At 57.8% G+C, this 19,619-nt stretch carries 19 protein-coding genes; 15 read left to right on the top strand and 4 right to left on the bottom strand.

Annotated elements, in window-relative coordinates:
* The 9 genes from SH809_17260 to SH809_17220 form a co-directional block, all read left to right on the top strand.
* A partial coding sequence (locus tag SH809_17260) for a peptidase M48 (protein MDZ4701465.1) occupies positions 1-261 on the top strand: 261 nt, incomplete at its 5' end.
* Between the two features lie 13 nt (positions 262-274).
* Positions 275-775, top strand: coding sequence for a GNAT family N-acetyltransferase (locus SH809_17255; GenBank protein MDZ4701464.1), 501 nt, complete (start codon positions 275-277; stop codon positions 773-775).
* A gap of 602 nt (positions 776-1,377) precedes the next feature.
* A complete protein-coding gene (locus tag SH809_17250) occupies positions 1,378-1,872 on the top strand; it encodes a hypothetical protein (GenBank protein MDZ4701463.1) in 495 nt (164 codons plus the stop codon).
* Between the two features lie 240 nt (positions 1,873-2,112).
* Positions 2,113-2,592 (top strand): hypothetical protein, encoded by a 480-nt coding sequence (locus tag SH809_17245; protein MDZ4701462.1) that lies wholly within the window; start codon positions 2,113-2,115, stop codon positions 2,590-2,592.
* Between the two features lie 22 nt (positions 2,593-2,614).
* Complete coding sequence (locus SH809_17240) at positions 2,615-3,424, top strand: hypothetical protein (GenBank protein MDZ4701461.1); 810 nt, start codon at positions 2,615-2,617, stop codon at positions 3,422-3,424.
* Between the two features lie 269 nt (positions 3,425-3,693).
* Positions 3,694-6,711 carry a hypothetical protein gene (locus SH809_17235; GenBank protein MDZ4701460.1) on the top strand — a complete coding sequence of 1,006 codons (3,018 nt, stop codon included), beginning with the start codon at positions 3,694-3,696 and terminating at the stop codon, positions 6,709-6,711.
* A gap of 136 nt (positions 6,712-6,847) precedes the next feature.
* Positions 6,848-7,567 carry a hypothetical protein gene (locus SH809_17230; GenBank protein ID MDZ4701459.1) on the top strand — a complete coding sequence of 240 codons (720 nt, stop codon included), beginning with the start codon at positions 6,848-6,850 and terminating at the stop codon, positions 7,565-7,567.
* Complete coding sequence (locus tag SH809_17225; GenBank protein MDZ4701458.1) at positions 7,564-9,063, top strand: RimK family protein; 1,500 nt, start codon at positions 7,564-7,566, stop codon at positions 9,061-9,063. The genes SH809_17230 and SH809_17225 overlap by 4 nt, the downstream gene beginning before the upstream one ends.
* On the top strand, positions 9,032-10,264 hold the full coding sequence (locus SH809_17220) for a glutamate-cysteine ligase family protein (protein MDZ4701457.1): 1,233 nt from the start codon (positions 9,032-9,034) through the stop codon (positions 10,262-10,264). Before SH809_17225 ends, SH809_17220 begins: the two co-directional genes overlap by 32 nt.
* Positions 10,265-10,290: 26 nt before the next feature.
* Here the strand turns inward: SH809_17220 and SH809_17215 are convergent, their stop codons facing one another.
* On the bottom strand, positions 10,291-10,788 hold the full coding sequence (locus tag SH809_17215; GenBank protein MDZ4701456.1) for a YdeI/OmpD-associated family protein: 498 nt from the start codon (positions 10,786-10,788) through the stop codon (positions 10,291-10,293).
* A gap of 195 nt (positions 10,789-10,983) precedes the next feature.
* Here SH809_17215 and SH809_17210 point away from each other — a divergent pair, with 195 nt between their 5' ends.
* Together SH809_17210 and SH809_17205 are read left to right on the top strand one after the other, a co-directional pair.
* Entirely contained in the window at positions 10,984-11,907 is a 924-nt protein-coding gene (locus SH809_17210) for a hypothetical protein (protein ID MDZ4701455.1), read from the top strand.
* A gap of 94 nt (positions 11,908-12,001) precedes the next feature.
* The gene (locus SH809_17205; protein ID MDZ4701454.1) at positions 12,002-12,631 is read left to right on the top strand and encodes an HAD family phosphatase; all 630 of its coding nucleotides are present in this window, start codon (positions 12,002-12,004) and stop codon (positions 12,629-12,631) included.
* A gap of 5 nt (positions 12,632-12,636) precedes the next feature.
* Here SH809_17205 and SH809_17200 read toward each other — a convergent pair whose 3' ends face one another.
* Positions 12,637-13,803, bottom strand: coding sequence for a pyridoxal phosphate-dependent aminotransferase (locus SH809_17200; protein MDZ4701453.1), 1,167 nt, complete (start codon positions 13,801-13,803; stop codon positions 12,637-12,639).
* A 245-nt stretch (positions 13,804-14,048) separates the two neighbouring features.
* Here SH809_17200 and SH809_17195 point away from each other — a divergent pair, with 245 nt between their 5' ends.
* The 4 genes from SH809_17195 to SH809_17180 all read left to right on the top strand — a co-directional run bounded on the left by SH809_17195 (position 14,049) and on the right by SH809_17180 (position 18,330).
* Positions 14,049-14,462: a hypothetical protein gene (locus SH809_17195; GenBank protein ID MDZ4701452.1), complete on the top strand. Its 414-nt coding sequence runs from the start codon at positions 14,049-14,051 to the stop codon at positions 14,460-14,462.
* 149 nt (positions 14,463-14,611) lie between these two features.
* Complete coding sequence (locus SH809_17190; GenBank protein MDZ4701451.1) at positions 14,612-15,850, top strand: cysteine desulfurase-like protein; 1,239 nt, start codon at positions 14,612-14,614, stop codon at positions 15,848-15,850.
* A 303-nt stretch (positions 15,851-16,153) separates the two neighbouring features.
* On the top strand, positions 16,154-17,320 hold the full coding sequence (locus SH809_17185; GenBank protein MDZ4701450.1) for a hypothetical protein: 1,167 nt from the start codon (positions 16,154-16,156) through the stop codon (positions 17,318-17,320).
* 5 nt (positions 17,321-17,325) lie between these two features.
* A complete protein-coding gene (locus SH809_17180) occupies positions 17,326-18,330 on the top strand; it encodes an STING domain-containing protein (protein ID MDZ4701449.1) in 1,005 nt (334 codons plus the stop codon).
* A 1-nt stretch (position 18,331) separates the two neighbouring features.
* On the opposite strand, the gene SH809_17175 is transcribed toward SH809_17180, so the two are convergent.
* Together SH809_17175 and SH809_17170 are read right to left on the bottom strand one after the other, a co-directional pair.
* Positions 18,332-18,802, bottom strand: a complete 471-nt coding sequence (locus tag SH809_17175; protein ID MDZ4701448.1) for a DUF3565 domain-containing protein — start codon at positions 18,800-18,802, stop codon at positions 18,332-18,334.
* A gap of 139 nt (positions 18,803-18,941) precedes the next feature.
* The gene (locus tag SH809_17170) at positions 18,942-19,505 is read right to left on the bottom strand and encodes a hypothetical protein (GenBank protein ID MDZ4701447.1); all 564 of its coding nucleotides are present in this window, start codon (positions 19,503-19,505) and stop codon (positions 18,942-18,944) included.
* Positions 19,506-19,619: the final 114 nt, after the last annotated feature.

Below are 19,619 nucleotides of genomic sequence, written 5' to 3'. Positions count from 1 at the left end.
GCCGCGGCGGCGGACTATGACACGTATGCGCCGGCCTTCCAGACCACCTTTGGCGGCTTCAAGGCCCTGACGGATCAGAAAAAAATCAATGTCCAGCCAACCCGCATCGACATCACCACAACGACACGCAGCGGGGCATTCAGCACGTTTCTGCCCAGTCCCCTCCCCCGCGGTTTCAGCGATCTTGATATCGCTATCATGAATCAGGTAAACCTCGATACTCCGATCGGCCCGGGTGTGAAGCTGAAGATTCCCCGTTAACCCGTTCCAACCCATGAAGCCACAACCCGAGCAAGCCGAGTTCATACCCGCTCACCTCTCTCCGTATCTGGACGTTGTTCGGACTCTGTTTCTCGAATATCGGGCGGAGGTAGACGCAGAGGCCTGCTTTCAAACCTTCGAGGCCGAACTCGACTCACTACCGGGACGGTACGCACCGCCGGAAGGGGTGTTGGTTCTGGTAGAATGGGAAGGTAACCCGGCGGCGTGCGCGGCGCTTCGACCACTTTCCGATGGCGCTTGCGAACTCAAACGCGTCTATGTGCGGCCGGCGTACAGAGGTAAACAACTGGGCAAACTACTCGTCGAACGCTTCATAGAACGCGCAAAAGTGTTGGGCTACAGCGAAATACGCCTGAATACCCTGCCGACGATGACATCGGCCATCGCACTGTATGAGTCGCTCGGATTTCAGGCGATAGAACCACCCCTCACGGCTGATTCTACGCCAGCCCTGCTGTACTTCGAGAAGACCCTCGCCGAGATTACCTCCTGACACACGGTCACATCCTTCAGGAGGAGCATGACGTTGGATTCAACGGCCACACACCCGCTGTGTCGGGGAGCCCTTGTCCAAAATAATCATATGTCATTACATATGTGTTTTAATAATTGCACCGTGACGTCACACACGTTACCTGGTTGATGGGTTGAGGGCAGCGCTACGATGCAACACCCGGAGAAGACGTCTGCTTCCGCCCTTCGGGGAGCCCTACGGGAGGGAGTCAGTCGCACCTTCCATCGGCAGGATTTTCCTTCTGCCAGCTCGATTAAGCACCCGCGATCGACAAAAGACGGCCAGGGGCTGCGGACGGAGTGATGGTATCCGATTTGCATTTTCGTGCGAAGTAGCGTCAGGATGTTTTTGATAGACGCCGCCTGCCTTATGTGTCGATTCAGCGGTCCTCTTCGCTCTTTTGCTCGTGGGAACCGCCGCATCGCGCCTCGAAAACCGCCCCCGTCCGCATGAAATCCACAGAAAACCCGATCATTAATGTCGTAAGTGAAAACACTTAAAGGCTGAATCGCGATGGCCGATCCCTGGGAGAGTGGGTGATCAGACGTGCCCGACAGTATCAAAGCCTTACCGTAGCCAAGATGCGTAGCTTCAAACTTGTCATAACTCTTCTGATTGCTAGCCTGTGGCTAGCGCCGCTGGTTGTTGCTCAGAGCGAGACACAAAACGTGACAGTGGTCGTTCAGGAGATTAATGAGATCACCGTTTCAGCTGCGACCCTGACCATCACGATCAATTCAGCGACGGCCGGCAGCGCGCCCGACGATGCGACCGACCTCACGACAACGTACAACATCACGAGTAATGGGGCGAACAAGAAGATCACCGGGCAGCTGGATGTAGACTATGCAGCCGGCATCAGCCTCGCTATCGAATTGACGGAACCAGCTGGTGCCACATCAGCCGGAGAAGTCACCCTGACGTCGGGGAGTGCATCAGACCTTGTTACAGGCATTACGCGTGTCACCGGAATGGCACTGCAAATCAAATACACGGCAGCGGCAACCGCTGCCGCCGTGCCCAATGAGCCTGCCGGCGAGACGCATACGGTCACCCTTACGATTACAAATATTTGAGCCGCATCCTGCTGCTCTTCACTTCAACCACGATGCCCGTCGAGGTATGTTATCCGCTCTTCAATACGCTTCCTGGTAATAAAGCGGCCTTGATTTTCAGAATAACGGGTTTTCATTTCACGTAGACTCCGCAGCCATAAACTGACTGCGTAGTATGGGCGCATTCACATCAGCGTCTTGATCGCATTTCTTCTGCATACCGCGGGATGAATCCCGCCGAGCCAAGTTCACACAAACTGAATGAATCGAAAGCTGGCTTTCGCCGCCGCGGGGCCCGGTGTGTTGGCCTTGTTGCTGGGGGTGGGTTGGATGAACGAAACACCCCCGTTGTCGCTTACCGTGGTGGGAGGCAACCCCACACTCACTATCGTTTCGGCCATTGCGGGATCACAACCTCAATCGGTAACGAATACCGCAACCAGGCTCGATTGGTCGACCAACGGCACCCAGAACGCCTTCAAAATAACGGTTTCCACGGCCTGTCCCGGTCAGTCCTTTTCCTTGTACCTGGTAGCGACAGGCGTGGTGGAGGGGACTGCCCAACCAGAACGGTCGCTTGCAGACGGGATGGCCGCCATTGATCTCATACAATCGATTGGCAAGAGTGTAATAGGAAGCGGGACGCTTCAGTACCGTGCTGAAGCCACGGCTGCGCAGGGAACGAGTGCAGCCAATGGGGATGACGTTCATACGATTACATTTACACTGACGGCACAATAAGCATTAAAACCCTATGTCGACGATGCGACGCAGCCTTCTCTTGCTTCTCTTCTGTATGGCAGCCGATGCGCGTGGTCAGATCTCGCTTCGAACCGGACTCGCTCAGGATAAACCGGTGAAGCCAGGAATGATCTACCACGCTGAGATCCTCATCAGAAACGATACGGCACAGCCGCAAGAAGCGAAGATATATCAGACCGACTATCTGTTTTACGCCGATGGCACCAATGAATACGGTGAACCTGGATCGACGCTGCGCTCGAATGCTACCTGGATCGACTTCAGCCCTGCCCTCCTCCTTATTCCCCCGGGCGAAACCATACCCGTCAACTATTCGGTGACGGTACCCGAGTCGGTGGGTGGGGAGCCCTTGTCTGGCACGTATTGGAGCATGTTGATGGTAGAGCCTATACAGGCTGGAGACTCCGAATCGCGTCTGCCCAGGAAGCCTCAAGCGGTTGAATATGGTGTACGCCAGGTAATGCGTTATGGGGTTCAAGTGGCCACGCACATCGAGGAACAGGCGCGCTATGATGTCTCATTTACGGGGGTTGATTTGATCGCCGAGGCGGATGGCCGCAAGGTGTTGGAAGTCATAATTGAAAACACCGGAGACGCGATGATCAGTCCGTCCGTCTGGGTAGAGATCTACGATGCGGCCGGCAGCGAGAAGGAGCGCCTCATGGGGAGTTCTTTCCGGTTATATCCAGGCACATCGGTCATGCAGCGCATGGAGTTAAACCACCTCGCGAAGGGCAACTATGAGGCACTCATTGTTGTCGAGGCCGCTGGCGACTACATCGTTGGAGCTCAGTATACGCTCGTCTTATAACAGTGGGAAACTGCCAAGGATATATCGCGTCCCGTATCTTCCTCCTTTCATTCCTGTCGATCAGCGTGGCGGTGGGGTCAACAGCGACTGGACAGATGAGTCGCGGGGTGCGGGTAGATGTCGCCGGCGCTACGTTCGTGGAGGCGGTGCCCGGAGAGGTATACACCGCCGTTTTTCGAGTCAGTAGCACCGATCCGGAAAAGCGCCTTGTTGTTTCCGCGGTCGAAGTGCCAGATGGCTGGCGCGCCATCATCCCCCCCTCCGAGTTCATGGTCGCCGCCCGGGATTCCATCTCTCGCCTGATCAGTTTCAAAGTGCCAGAAAAGGCGGAACCGACGCCTTATGTGATACGGCTTACCGTATGGTATGACGGAGACGCTGAATCTTCCGCCGAGGCGGAAGTAGAGGTGTCCGTCCGTCCGTCGAGCCTCGCTGATATTCAGATTACTGAATTCCCGCGTCATGTGCGCGCCGGCGAACCCATCCGGGCCACCATTCTCCTCCATAATCGCGGTAACAGAGAGATCACCGTCCTGCTAAGCGCCAGGGGGAATTTAAACTGGAAATCAACCCTCGAGGCCTCCTCGATCGAGCTTCCTGTCGGGGGATCACGTCAACTTGCTCTGGTCGTTGAAACGCCACGTCTAATTCCTGTCACGACACACTATGCGTTGCGAGTCGAGGCCTCGGTACGGGATGCCCCCGAGCATACGGTGGACGCGTCTACACGTATTGACGTGATTCCCCGAGCCCCGCACGTCCCGCGAGTCGCTCGCGAATACCCACTGGCGACCACCCTGCGAACGACCGGGGATCAACGCGGAGCCGGAACGCAGTTGGAAGTGACCGGTCGGAGCCGGAGCCCAGGGGGGACTACAATGGATATTTTATTGCGCGCACCCGATCGGCGTGACCGCTCGTCCTTTGGGCTACGTGATGAATATCGGCTGGCATTTTCAGGAGATAAAGGCTCCCTACGACTTGGTGATCAAACGCATGTACTGTCGCCACTAACCGAATGGGGCCGGTATCTGTTCGGTGCAGGCGGAGAAACGAGTGTCGGGCGCTTTGGGATTGGCGCCTTCCACGGTCAGGGCCGGCAAACGGTCGGGGAACAAGGCCAACAGACCGCTTTTGTGCGTTACAGGCTCAATTCGATAACAGAATTGAGCGCTAACGCCCTTCGTCGGACAGGTTATGTGGAAGGGCAGGCCGTTACACTACGCGGCGTAGTCAGGCCGGCACTCAACACACAGATCGACACCGAAGTGGGGGTCGGACGTCGACTGGGGAAGTTGACCAAAGCCGCCTCATTTGAACTAGTCGGCAACCAGTCCCTGATTGCGTACGGAGCCCGTCTGGTCCATGCCGATCCACTATACCCGGGCTACTACAGCGATCTTGACCTCGGTTCAGCGAATCTCATCTTCAGACCCGTGCGCTGGTTGCGTTTCGAGGGCAGTTGGCGGGCCGAGTCGCGAGGCTTTGAAAGCGAATCCATCGCGGACCCGGCGAATCGAACGACTCGAGCCTATCGATTCGGAGGTGGGTTATGGCGCCGGGTTGCTCAGCGATCGGCATTTTTTGACGTGTATTATGACGACCAGGTTCAGCATGTAGCCCAACAAGATCGCACCTACACGGCCATACGTGTCTCGTCCGGCTTCACGGCGCAGGGCTTTGGTTTGACAGGCGTATTCGAGCAAGGGCAAAATCGATTAAAAAGCTCGGGCATTGATAACACGGGCACGTACCAACGCATCGAACTGCGCTCCCGCATCGAAATGCCCCGGATTGCCTATAACTTGTCCGTAGAACATCTCGACGGTCAAACACGCTACAGCGCTCGCCAGCAGCAGCGCTGGCTGGCGAACATAAGCGCTAATGTCACCCTTTCAGGGCGGTCGCGTATGGATGTGAGCTTGTACACGAGTATAGAAAAGAACTCACGTCTGCCCGAATACACCCAGGCAACGATTGGTTACGACCATCGCCTACCCTTTGGTCATATCATTTCGTTTAAAACACGCTACAACACATTCGGCGGCGGCATCAAGCATGGTAGCAGCGACTATGCGTTGAGCTATACGGTTCCGCTGGATGTGCCCACTTGGAGGGAAGCTTCGCCTAAAATGATTTCAGGGCGCGTCATCGATGGAGAGACCGGCTTAGGGATATCCGACGTGTTGCTGAGGCTTGGAAAAAACCACACGCTCACCGACACGGAGGGGAAATATCAGTTCCTTTACCCGAGTGCGGGCACACACTACCTGTTTATCGACCGCTCCACCATAGGTCTGGATCGCCTCCCGACACAAGCGCTCCCGATTGAGCTGGCCATAAGCGACAAAGTGACGGAACTTGATATAATGATAGTCCGCAGCGTATCCATATCAGGTCGAGTCCGGCAGTATTTCTTTGTCGAAGGGCCAGAGGGGGGTAATGGCATTCAGCAGTCAGGAGGATTGGCTGGCATCCGTGTCGAGATCAGCAACGGACCCGAACACTTCGTCCAGACGACGGATCGGAGAGGCCAATTCTCGTACACCGATCTGCGTCCGGGTCGCTGGACCCTGACGATAGAGCCGGCCTCACTTCCACTTAATCATTATATAGAACTCAAAAAAAACGAGTACGACCTGGCGCCAGGTGCCAATCAGCATGTTGATATTAAAGTCCTTCCAAAACGGAAACCAATTCAGATTGTGCAAACGGGCGTGCTCGAATTAAAACCGGTCGCACCACCCTCAGCGGGTCGTGTGATTGCACCGACGGCCGGCGAAGAGGGAGGCCAGAACGGGCTACCACTTATGAAAAGGCCCGAAGAGCGGACAGAATGGCCTGTTGGCCAGCTCTTTCTGGAATACCGTATTTTGGACAAGGCGGGCACTCGAGGCGTAGGGGAGGTGTATACGGCATTTGATGCGGAGGATGGAACGCTGGTCCATCTGATGGTGTTGCCCTACGGCTTGCGTCACGATAACGAAGCACGCCGGCGCTTTGTCCAGGAAGCGAGGGGAGCTTCCACCCCCGATCAGTCAGGTCTCTGCGCAATCGTCTCCCCGAGAGAGACCAAAGAGAACTACCTTTTTGTTCAGATGGCCACCTGCTCCGAGGTAGTGCCCGTGGCGCACGGGCAAGAGGTCCAGCAGGACCAAACCAGGCCGAGTGAAGGATCGCGCCTGGTGGAGCCGATGCCCCTCTGGCTCAAGTTTGTATTCATGGTAGGCTTACTATTGCTTTTCCTGCATCTTGCGGGGCGTTTGCGTGAAGCGAGGAAGGGTTGATAGGAATTGTTCGTTAGCGGAGGGCCGGAATCAGGGACCGCTTCCACGCCATGTATCGCCAGCTCCTCACGGACGGCTGGAACATTGGCGCACAACTTCGATTGATCCGCACCATACCCAGCCCTGCTCCTCCGCCATGCCCTTCTCTCCGGTACTTGACATCAAGATGCTCGAACAGCCCGACGATGTCACGTGCGGTCCGACGAGTCTTCAGGCGGTCTATCAGTACTTCGGCGACCCAGTCCAGCTTGAGGAAGTGATCGGCTCGGTGGAAAATCTGGAGGAGGGGGGGACGCTGGCGGTTTTTCTCGGGTTGGATGCACTCCGTCGCGGGTTTCAGGCGCAGATCTACTCATACAACCTCAAGATTCTGGACCCGAGCTGGGATTTGTTGCCTAATGAAACGCTGATTCTAAAGCTGAAAGATCAACTCCGTTATAAAACGGGAAAGAAGTTTAAAGCAACGACGGATGCCTACATCGCTTTCCTCGAAGCCGGAGGCAGCTTTCTCTTCGAGGATCTGACCCATGAACTGCTGCGACGGTATTTCGACCGTCGGCTTCCAATCCTCGCCGGACTCAGCGCCACCTACCTGTACGCCTGCACTCGAGAGTACACCAACCATCTGGATCAGTCTGTATACGATGATCTCAAAGGAGAGCCGATGGGGCACTTCGTGGTGCTCTGTGGTTTCGAAAACGGCTCCGTGATCGTTGCCGATCCCTACAAGCGTAATCCGCTTACAGGCCAGAGTTACTACAAGGTCGGCCTGAATCGTCTCGTGAATGCCATCATGCTGGGCGTCGTGACGTACGATGCCAATCTGTTGATGATATCCCCACTCTCGTCTCCATGAAAAAGCTCGTCGTAGTACACTACCCTAAACTCTGGACGCTCGATGTGCCAGGCGTCGAGGTCGTGTCCGCCAAGCAATACCTGACCAATCCCGAATTCGCCGCGCTCAAGAACGTACGGGTGTTTAACCTGTGCCGGAGCTACAGCTACCAGTCGCGCGGCTATTATGTCTCGCTTCTCGCCGAAGCGCGCGGCCACAAGGTAATCCCAAATGTGAAGACCATTCAGGACCTGAAGAACCCGTCGGTGGTACGTGTTGAGTCCGACGAGCTGGACGATCTCATTCAACGGAGCCTCCGACGGATCAAGGGGGAGGAGTTCGTGCTGAGTATCTACTTCGGTAAAAACATTGCGACGCAACACGACCGGCTCAGCCTCGAGCTATACAAACTGTTCCAGGCGCCGTTGCTGAGGGCTCGTTTTACGTGGAGTAAGAGCTTGAAAAAATGGATCTTACAGAGCATTCGCGCGATCGACCGCAGTGAGATTCCAGATAGTCATGTGGATTTCGTCCAACAGACGGCGCGGCAGTACTTTGCCAAGAAACGGTACGATAAAACGAAGGCGAGCGAATTCCTGTACGACCTCGCGATACTGGTGAACCCCGAGGAGAAATCGCCGCCGTCGGACCCCAAGGCCATCCAGAAATTCGTCGACGCCGCGGAAAAACTGGGTTTCAGCGTCGAATTGATTACGCGAGAGGACTACAGCCGAATCGGCGAGTTCGACGCCCTGTTTATCCGTGAAACCACAGCGGTCGATCATCACACGTACCGGTTTGCGAGCCGGGCTTCGTCCGAAGGGATGGCCGTGATCGACACGCCGAAGGCCATTCTTCGTTGCGCGAACAAGGTCTATCTGGCGGAAGTGCTCCAATTGGCCAAGATCCTCACGCCGAAAACAGTCATCGTACATGCGGACAATCTGGATACGTTAGAGAAAGAATTGGGGCTTCCGTGCGTCCTGAAGCTGCCGGATTCGTCGTTTTCGGTGGGTGTGAAAAAGGTACAAACGTCGGCGGAGCTCAAAGCGGAAGTGGACCGGATGCTCAGTGAATCCGAGCTGGTGATCGCTCAGGAGTATTTACCGACTACTTTTGACTGGCGGATTGGCATCCTGGACGGCAAGCCGTTGTTCGCCTGCCAGTACTTCATGGCGAAGGGGCACTGGCAGATTTATAACTGGCATGGGGAGAAGGAGGATATCATGGGCGAATATGCAACGATCCCGGTAGAACACGCTCCGCCGGCTATCGTAGAGGCCGCATTAAAAGCCACGAACCTGATAGGCGATGGCCTGTTCGGGGTGGATCTGAAGGAAATTGATGGCAAGCCCTATTTGATTGAGGTAAACGACAACCCGAATATCGATGTCGGGGTCGAAGACAATGTGCTGAAAGACGAGCTTTATGTCCGTATCATCCAGGCCTTAAAAACGCGCATAGAAGCCAAACTCGGTATTGCGCATGCCGCTCAACCGTCGTCACGGCCTGTTTGAGGCCTTCGGGGTCGAACTCGAATACATGGTGGTGGACCGCGATACCCTCGCGATCCGCCCGATTGTCGATGCCATGTTATTTGCGGTGTCGGGCACGTATGATGACATCGAAAATGGCGCCATCGGCTGGTCGAACGAGCTCGTGAATCATGTCATCGAGCTTAAAACCAACGGGCCAGCACCCACCCTTGCCGGCTTATCGGCGCTGTTTGCCGCTAACGTCCAGGCCGTGAACGACCATCTGGCGCCGTTTGGCGCCATGCTGATGCCGACCGGAGCCCATCCGTTCATGGATCCGTTCAAGGAGACACAGCTCTGGCCGCACGAATTCAACGAGGTCTACCAACTCTACAACGAGATATTCGATTGCCGGGGACACGGATGGGCGAACCTCCAGAGCACTCACATCAACCTGCCGTTTGATGGAGACGACGAGTTCGGTCGGCTACACGCGGCCATTCGCCTCCTGCTCCCCATCATCCCGGCGCTAAGTGCCAGCACACCCCTGCTGGATGGGGCGTATACCGGATTCTTAGATAGCCGGCTCGAGACCTATCGGCATAACCAGAAACGGATTCCTGCAATCGCCGGCAAGGTGGTCCCGGAGGCGGTTTTCACGCAGGCCGACTACCACCAGCGAATCTACCTCCCGATCCAGGAAGGTATCGCGCCCTTTGACGGCCAGGGCATCCTGCAATCCACGTTCATGAACTCGCGTGGAGCGATTGCTCGATTTGACCGCAGCGCGATCGAAATCCGCATCGTCGACATTCAGGAGTGCCCGGCCGCCGATCTGGCCATTACCGCCGGGATCGCGGCGGTCACCAGGGCGCTCGTGGATCAGCGCTGGTGTGGCTACGAGGCGCAGAAGCGCTGGCATGAGGACGATCTTGCGGCCCTCTTCCTCGACGTGATCTGCACCGGCGAACGCACCATCATCCGCGACCAAGCGTATCTGGCGACAATGGGCCTATCGGCCCTCTCGGCCGATGCCGGCAGCGTGTGGCAGCACCTCTTCGAGCAGGTCCGGGCTGATGTGGAACCCGAGCTGGTTGATGTGCTGGAGGCCGTGCTGGCCCGAGGCTCACTTTCGAGTCGCATCATACGTCGGCTGGGCGCAAAACCGACGCCGGCGGCCATCCGCGAGACGTACCGAGAACTTGCGATGTGCCTGGCGGAGAATAGGCTGTTCGATGCCTGAGGCCAGGCAAAGGAGTCAAACACTGTTCATAGCTCCTGTTCGCGGTCTCCGTACAGCGTACGCGTTCTGAGTTTGTGTGCGAGATCGAGCGATCGCTTGATGCGGGTTTCCTCTCTCCTGGCGCTGGTGACGTAATAGGCCATCGAGCGCTGACGGCCGGGGGTGAAGCTGTAAAAACGTTCCGCGGCCTCGTCGTCCAGTTCCAGCACTTCGGTAAACTCGATGCCCAGTTCGATGCGGTCGGGTTCGGGGTCCGGCATGAGTTCGATCATGACGATATCGCCAGGCCGGGCTTTGATGTCACGCAGGATGGGTAATCCCACGACCAGGAACCGTTCCCCATCGGCATTACCCAGGATGGCGCGGTTAAACGGTCGGCCATTCAACGTGGCGATGACGCGTTTAACTCCGGCGCTTCGATATCCATCCGCGATCTCCGGCGGGATCAGGAGGTAGTGGGAGTTGTATCCCCCGATTTGCCGTAATACAGCCGCGGCAAAGGGTTCATTGGACGGCGGAGCCATGGGAAATCGACTCGGTGGATAGGTGGACACTATGTGGAATGGGCCTAAATTAACCCGGCCGCACTAGATTTCGTTTCACCGCGAAACGCGGCGTAGACGCCGTGAACGTGCGCACTCGGCATGCGTTGTAGGAGACACGCTTGCGCGGAGTCCACTGTACTACTCGTTGTCTGATAGTCCCCCGAGATATCACCTATGCCGAAACGCGTAATTCGCGATCTGTGGAATCGCCACTACGAACCGCTTGAAGGTAAACTTCGGCCGGGCTGCGAACCGCGCCTGTACCTGCACGAACGCCAGGTAGGAAATGCGGTCGTTCTCGTGCATGGTTTGACCGACTCGCCATACTACGTGGATGCCGTTGGCCGTCAATTGCATGCAATGGGTTTCGACGTCCTCCTGCCGCTCCTGCCGGCGCACGGACTCAAAGCACCGGATGGGATGAAAGGCGTAACTCCCGAGCAGTGGATGCGGGAAGTGGACCTCATCACCGAACTGGCCGTACGCCTGGCTCCGCGTGTATCGATCGGAGGGCTTTCAACCGGCGCCACCCTCGGCGTGTACAAGGCGATCACGGCGCCCGAGATGATCACAGGAGGACTGTTTTTGTTCTCGGCCGCACTGGACTTGGCCGGCCCGTTGGGAAACTTCACGGAAACGCTCCTCCGGTTTACGCCCCTCGTCAAGTACATGGCTGATCGCCAGGATCGCGAGCATCCGCTCATCGGGATCAATCCCTATCGTTATTCGCGCCACGACTATGAAGGCGCGGCGGCGCTGGCCCGCCTCATAGGGTATATCGAAGACCGGTATCCGGACCGGGAGAAGTACGCGGACATCGCGCAGCCCCTGTTTGTCGCCCACTCGGAAGCCGATACGGTCACGGATATAGGCGAAGTGGAACTACTGGTTTCTCATCACACCGGTGGCGAGGCCACCACCTGCTTCTACCGAATCCCAAAGGAGCGAGGTGTGCGGCATGCTTCGCTTGTTTTGGAGAAGGATGTACTCGCGCCGCACGGGCCAGCGGGTGAACCGCTCGTGCTGGAGGCGCGGAATCCGGATTTTGGCACCATGATGGAGTGCGCGGCCGCGTTTGTAAAGACGCATCTCACGTGAACCACTCGGCATTATCGTCCAGTTGGCGGCGGCCGATACTTCAACAGATACAGCGGGCCCCGGCCCGTAAACTCTGTTCGACAGCCAGCAAATCATGGAAAGCCGTCTTATCTCCCGGGACAAACGAGTGATTGTCTTCGACGTGGGTGGGGTTCTGATCGACTGGAACCCGCGGTATCTCTATCGCCGGCTATTCGGGTCCGATCTCGAAGAAATGGAGTACTTCCTGAGGCATATCTGCTCAGCGGAATGGAACGAGCAGATGGATCGGGGCATCACGTTCGAGCGGGCCATCGCCGAGCGTATTAAAGAATATCCCGCCTACGATCCCTTCATTCGGGCCTATTATGCGCAGTGGGATGAGATGGTGGGGGGCCCGATTGACGAAACCGTACGCATTTTATCCAGGCTTCACGCGGGCGATAGTTACCTGTGCGCGCTAACCAACTGGTCCGCCGAGACCTTTCCAATCATGAAGCGTCGGTTCTCGTTTCTGTCTTGGTTCGAGGAGCTGGTTGTATCCGGGGAAGAAAAGGTAGCCAAGCCTGATCCGGCGATCTTCCATATCCTGTTGCGCCGCATAAAACGCAAACCGCAGCAATGCCTGTTTGTCGATGACAAGGCGGCCAATATCGAAGTGGCCGAGCAGCTCGGATTTCAAACGCTGCTTTATGAATCCCCGGAGCAGCTGGAGGGCGGATTGCAATTGATGGGAGTGCTCTAACGGGTCTATATCAGCCGCTGTAGTCCTTCTACGAGCCGGCCTACGCCTTCTTCTACCGTCTCGCTTAGGAGCGCTCCGAAGGCTACCCGGATATAACACCCGTCCATCATACCGAAGGCCGTGCCGGGAATGACCGCGACCCGATGCTCGCGAATGAGGCGCTCCACCAGGACCAGCGGAGCCAGCGGGGTATCCAGGCGCAGAAGCGCATAAAAGGCCCCATCCGGCGAGGGGATACGCACCCGCCCACCCAAAGGGGTCAGAGCGTTCAGCACCCGGTCGCGTAGCCGGCCCATCTCGGCGATAAAGGGCGTGCAGTAAGCCCGGCCGGCTTCCAGGGCGCCAGCGGCCGCGAGCTGGCAGACGATGGGTGCGCAGATGAGCATCGTGTCCTGTGCTTTCGCGATGGCCATATGGAGTGGCGCCGGAGCGCACATGTAGCCGATGCGCCAGCCGGCGAACCCGTAGGCTTTCGAGAGGGAGAATAACGAAATCGTATGATTGCCGGCCTCGGGTACACTACCGGGTGAAAAATGGACCGTGTTTCCGAAGGTAAAGTACTCGTAGGCTTCGTCGCTGATGTGGTATATGCCCCGCCGGGCGCAGACGGCATTCACAGCGCGAAGATCTGCCTCGGGATACACGGCGCCCGAGGGGTTGTTGGGTGAAACCGTCACGATGGCCCGGGTGCGGGGGGTGATGGCCTGTTCGATCCGTTCCAGGTCCAGCTGATAGCGCTCATCGGACGGAACGATCACGGGCTGGCAATCCAACATCGTGATCGCCATCTCGTGGTTGAAATAATACGGCGCCACCAGGATCACCTCATCGCCGGCACTGGCGATGGCAGCAAGCGCATTCATAAACGCCATGTTGCCGCCGGCGGTGACAAATAGCTGCCGCTCGTCCTCCACCACGATCTGATTCTCATGCGCCAACTTTTCCGTGATGCGCGCCCGGAGCGCCGGCATCCCCTGCACACTGTTGTAGAGATGGTTAGCGGGCGACTCCCAGAAGCCGGCCAGCGCCTCACGCGCCTGTGGGGGCGGGCCGTAATGGACTACTCCCTGGCCCAGTGAAATCGTTCCCGCGTTGTCTCGAATGAGACGGGCGACGATGGGTATAATGGGATCCTGAACGCGCTGCATGCGCGTCGACTGGGTGTGCGCCATGGGTCTGCCGAGGGTGTTCATGTAAGGGGAAGATACCTTTCGAGGAGGCGAAATACCCTACAAGGCGCATAAAATGGTGGGAAAAAACACCTACACGTCTGACTGGAAATGACCCGCAACTCTGTGTGTTATTGTTGAATCCACCTGTAGAGCGTCAGCATCCATGGCACCTCTGTCTCGACATAGTGTATCGTCTCACAATCGGTATCAGTTCTCAAATGCGCTACAAGCGCTGGAGGTATACCATGCACGCACGTCCTAAAGCCCTGCTATATGCATTCATGGGCTGGCTTATCCCCTACATCACTTCATCCGCCATCCACCCTTTGCGCGAGCAGGGGCATCCACTCTTCGATACCGTCATGCCACTCAGCATGGGGTTATGCGGCGTATTCTTTAGCTTGCTGTACCTGGGGTCCACCGAAGAAGCGTTCGCCCGTGAGGGCGTCATCTTTGGGATGCTGTGTTTCTCGGTTAGTTTTTCGATTGACCTCGCGATCGCTCTATTGGGACCGGCGCCTCTGTCGTTTTTTGGCTTTCTGACAGAAACGGGCATGACGTTCCTCATGTACCCGATCGTAATCGTGGGCATGGGGCTCCTGCTGGAGCGAAAGATGCGCGAGCGGGACCAGGCAGAGGCCCGTGCGCTGGCCGGGTAAGCAGTAGGCCTAGCGTCGGTGAGGCTGGGAGCAGGGTTCTGACGTCGCCAATTGGAACGTAATCGTTTCTGCGGCGCTGGCGCCAGAGCATGCCCAACGGCGCTTTCGTTCGTATCTTCCCGACGAAGTCTACGAACGAAACCGACGCCATGACCGAATCCCTGCCCGACGTAGCCTCAGTCGAGGTTATCCGATCGCAATTTCCGGCACTTCAGCGCCATCACGCCGGTCGACCTGTGGCCTATTTCGATGGTCCGGGAGGCACGCAAGTCCCCCGCCAGGTCGCTGAAGCGATGGTGGAGTACCTTTGCCATCATAACGCCAATACCCACTGGTGTTACCCGACAAGCGTCGAAACCGACGCGGCGCTGGCATGGGCCCGGCAGACACTGGGCGATTTCCTCAATGCGCGTCCCGACGAGGTGGTGTTTGGTAACAACATGACCTCGCTCACCTTCCACGTGTCGCGCGCACTTGGCCGGATGTGGGGTCCGGGAGATGAGATCGTGGTTACGGAGTTGGATCACCACGCGAACGTGGATCCGTGGAAAGCGCTTGCGCGCGAGCGAGGCGTGACCATCCAGACCGTCCGTATGAACCCCGAGGCCGGCGTCCTGGACATGGACGATCTCGCGGCCAAGATCGGCTCCCGCACTCGACTCGTTGCCGTCGGCGCGGCGTCAAATGCGTTGGGCACGGTGAATCCGGTCGCCCGCATTGGGGAAATCGCTCATGCGGCCGGCGCGTTGTATTATGTGGATGCTGTCCATTATGCGGCTCACAAGCTGGTGGACGTAGGCGCGTTCGATTGCGACTTTCTGGTGTGCTCGGCCTACAAATTTTATGGCCCACATGTCGGCGTGATGTATGGCCGCATGGAACTGCTGCAGGGGCTCGATGTCCCCAAGTTGCTCCCCGCTCCGAACACGGCGCCGGACCGGATTGAGACCGGCACTCAAAACCACGAAGGGATCGTTGGCGCGGCTGCAGCGGTGAATTTTCTGGCCGGCCTCGCTCCGGACGCCGGTGGGCGACGCGAACGTCTCGCTGGTGCGCTTGAGGTCCTTCATCACCGCGGTATCGAGCAGGTACGCCGGTTGTGGGAAGGACTGGGTCGGATCTCCGAGGTCCGGCTGTACGGACAACCGCCAGATGGGTCGCGCACCTCCACGGTCGTCTTTACCGTGCGGGGCCTTCCCGCCGAGGAGGTCGCCCGCCGGCTTGTGGACTCCGCGCTGTTTGCATCCCATGGAGACTTCTACGCCATGACCGTTATTGAAAAATTAGGACTGGCGCCCGATGGTCTGGTGCGCATCGGCTGTGCCTGCTACACGACCGACGAGGAAATCGATCGGCTCATCGAAGCCATTCAGGCTATCACGCGGTAGCGAAGCGGTTTAAGTACTTGTAAATAAACAGTTTAGGGTCACAAATTAGGCACTGTTCCCGGGCATGAAATGCAGTAGGTATAATGCTTTGTTTTTGTGATACTTATGGGAAAGATAGCCCGATAAAACGTTCCTGAGCATCCCGCGCTGTATACGTACACGGTTTGATCGATTTTATGAGCCTCATTTTTTAAGGGATGACCAGGATTTATTTCCATCTTTTTTATAGCCCGTTATGTGAGCTGTTCGGTGCCTGAAATACGGTCCCGGGGGTGTCGTTGACGGAGCACAACACAGGAATCGATGCGATACCGAAAGACGCGCGCTCGAACAAGTTGGGTCTTGTGCCAGATGGTGTGGCTGGTACTGGCTGTTGTGCCGCAGGCGTGTCGGGGACAGGACGCGCCGGCGCCATCGGACGTAGCCGCGGCGCAGGGGGGGAGCGGGACGGTTGACTTTGCCGGCCTGGTTGCCCGGCTTTCCGAGGAGAGCGGGTACTTCGACACGGACAACCTGATATCGAATGAGACCTCTTACCTCCATGTACTTGGAGCGATGCGCCGGCAGGGCATTGAGGGGGGGGCCTACCTGGGTGTAGGGCCGGGGCAGAATTTTTCGTACATCGCACGACAGCGGCCGAGCATCGCGATCATCCTGGATATCCGGCGCGACAACCTGCTACTTCATCTTCTATACAAAGCGCTCTTCGAATTGTCGGATGATCGCGCAACCTATCTGGCGCTTCATGTGGGGCGCACCGTACCCGAGCGGCCGCCCGTCACCCTGGAAGCCCTGCTCGACGCGATCGAAGCCCAGCCCCGAGAGGTAGCGGTGGAGGACGAGGCGATCCGCCGGGTGCTTGATGCCGTCCGGTCGTTTGGTGTTCCCCTGGACGAGGCGTCCCTTGATACCATCGAGCGGTTTCACCGGCAGTTTATAGCCGCAGGCCTCCAGTTACGGTTTACAAGTCACAACCGATCGCCGCGATCCTATTATCCCACCTATCGCCAGCTTATGCTGGGGCAGGACCTCGACGGCCGGCAGGAGCACTACCTCGCGAGCGAAGAGGATTACGCGTTTCTTCGGGACATGCAGCGCCAGGACCGGATCGTCCCGGTGGTAGGGAATTTTGCAGGGCCGCATGCTCTGCGGGAGATCGGGGCGTATTTGAGGGAGCAGAACGAAACCGTTCGTTTGTTTTACACATCGAATGTCGAGTTCTACCTGGTATCGGATGGGATCTTCAGCACGTACCTGGAGAATGTGCGCGCCCTGCCGCTCGATTCTACCAGCGTGTTCGTTCGCAGTCTCTTTAATCGATTTAGTTACGAACATCCGCAGAGCGTCTCCGGCCATATCAGTACGCAGTTGATGCAACCCATTCTGCCGACGCTGGCATCTTTCGACGCCGGCGCGCTGCGAAGCTACAGCGACCTGGTGTTCCTGCATCTGATAGACATGAAGGAGTGACCCGTATGGCGATCGACAAAAAGCCCAACCTGTTCATCGGTTCGTCGACGGAGGGGCTACCCGTCGCACGCGCCATCGGCCGGCTCGTGGAGGATCGGTTGGATGTGAAAGTGTGGGAAGACGCCTTTTTCCCTGGCGATCATCCGCTGGATGGCTTGCGACGCGAGGTGCTCCGGTCGGACTTTGCACTGATGGTCGCGACGCCGGATGACGTGATCGAATTGCGACAACAGGTCGGGTATTCGGCTCGGACGAACATCTTGTTCGAACTGGGCCTCTTCATGGGTGCGCTTGGGCGGAGCAAGAGCCTGATGCTTGTCATAACCGACAACCGGGGGGGCGAACGACGCGAGGTGCTGCTACCCTCGGATCTGAATAGCATCACCCAGTTACGCGCGACCCTGGAGCGCGGGTTGGAGTACGACGAGTCGCTCAGTCGCGTGGCCACGCAACTCGTCCAGGCGATCGAACGCGCCTCGAAGACACTGGAGATCACGCTCCTGCCGTCGACGTCCCTTGCCATTGGTTACTTCAATAACTTCGTGCTGCAGGTGTGCCGGAAGTTATATGGTCTGAAGGATTTCAGGATCGCCGATCAGGTGGTGGATCTCACCGGGGACATGTTCGATTTCCACATCGTGTTGCCCAACGAAGGCTCCGATGCCTCGCACGAGGGCTTCGCGAAGTTCGTCCGGCTGAATCGGTTGACCCGCGTCGAACTGGAGGGCGAGTCGAAGTCCCGCACCTTCCCGTTTTTCGTCGACTCAACCCTGAGAAATGGCCGGGCGGCATTATACGACTATCCGACGACGCTGCGAGCGGCGCGGGAGGCGATTCTGCTGGCAGTGCCCGAGAACGCGACGGACGAGGAGATTCAGGAACTGGAGCAGCGGGAGATTGTGAACTTTGAGCGGACATTGCGCATGCTCCTGCGCCGGCCGGCGGCCGCAGACTTCCGGGACAACGTGCACATCCTGTACCTCAACGAACTGGACGATGCGGCGCCGTGATTCAGCCGGCCGGTGCGCTGGAGTATAGAGCGAGAAAGAACTGGACCTTGCCGATCGGCTCCACGTGGTGCGGCACATCCGGGACGACCACACCCGGATGCTCGGGGTCTACCAGAATTGTCTGCGGTGAAGGTGAGTCGATGCAGTATCGGAGCGAGCCCTCCATCACATGGATGCGTGCCCACACGCCGGATTTGAGCTGGTGTGCCTTGAGCAACGCCGGCGGCACCGTGTCCTGATCGAACAACGGCGAGTGGTGATGGAGTACGAACTGATCGGGCAGCTCCATCCGGTCGCAGAGGATGCAGGAGAGTGGGGCGCCGATCATCGAAGCACGGCCTTCCGAGGTAACGGCCCAGGGTCGCTCGAAAAACGGCGGATTGTGACGGACATGTTGGTGGTGCCCGCAATCGAGCTCGGCGACCCAGTCGCCCTCGTCATCTAGATGGAAATCGGCGATGTGGCGTTCCATAGTTGATTCCGGTAGCGTGCGCAGGGCTATAAGATACGTCGCTGTTCGGCGCCGGGTACAAGTAAACGATAGGCGCGGAGCGCTCGCCACCGTTTTAGCCAGCGGGCGGCGCCCCAAAGGAGCAGGATGGGCCAGGTCATCAGTACGGCGCCAGCAGCAAACGCCGAGTTACCCTGTCCGAACCGATAACATACAAGCCCCCGGCGGCAATAACACGTGCTCGTTCCCGCTCGTCGGCGCCGCCAGGCCGTATGTCCGTCCCGCGTCCTGCCATGTTCGTCGAGATGGTGATAGCGCCGGGGAGGCCAGCGTTCGAAATGATTTCCGCTTCCTCCTCGTCGTTTCGGGCGTTGAGCACCCGGCAGGCGATCCCGGCTTCGCGCAAGGATTCGGCCAACGCCTCCGACTCGGCAACACTGGCCGTACCAACGAGGACCGGCCGACTCTGTGAGTGGTGAGCGGCGATATCATGGATCAATGCGCGTTGCTTCGCCGCACGGGTAGTAAAGATGAGATCGGGCTGATCGATGCGCTGGCAGGGCCGATGGGGTGGGATGGGGACAACGCGAAGGCCGTAAACGCGTGCCAATTCAGCAGCAGCCGGCCGGGCCGTCGCGGTCATGCGTTCGCGAAAAGAGGAAAGATCACCCACGACCGAGCCGGCCCCACTATGCACGAAATGGAGGTGTCGCCATCGACTCATGGGTGCCGGGGATAAAGTTATCCGCATTGCACGACCTGGGAGAGGAGAAGGATCCTGGGTGTCAAGATGGATAGGAATGTCATATATCGCACATATTTTTTACCTTAACTGCCG

This window comes from Rhodothermales bacterium, from assembly GCA_034439735.1.
GTDB lineage: Bacteria > Bacteroidota > Rhodothermia > Rhodothermales > JAHQVL01 > JAWKNW01.
Note: the sequence above shows the minus strand (reverse complement) of the source record. Positions and strands in the feature narration are given on the sequence as shown.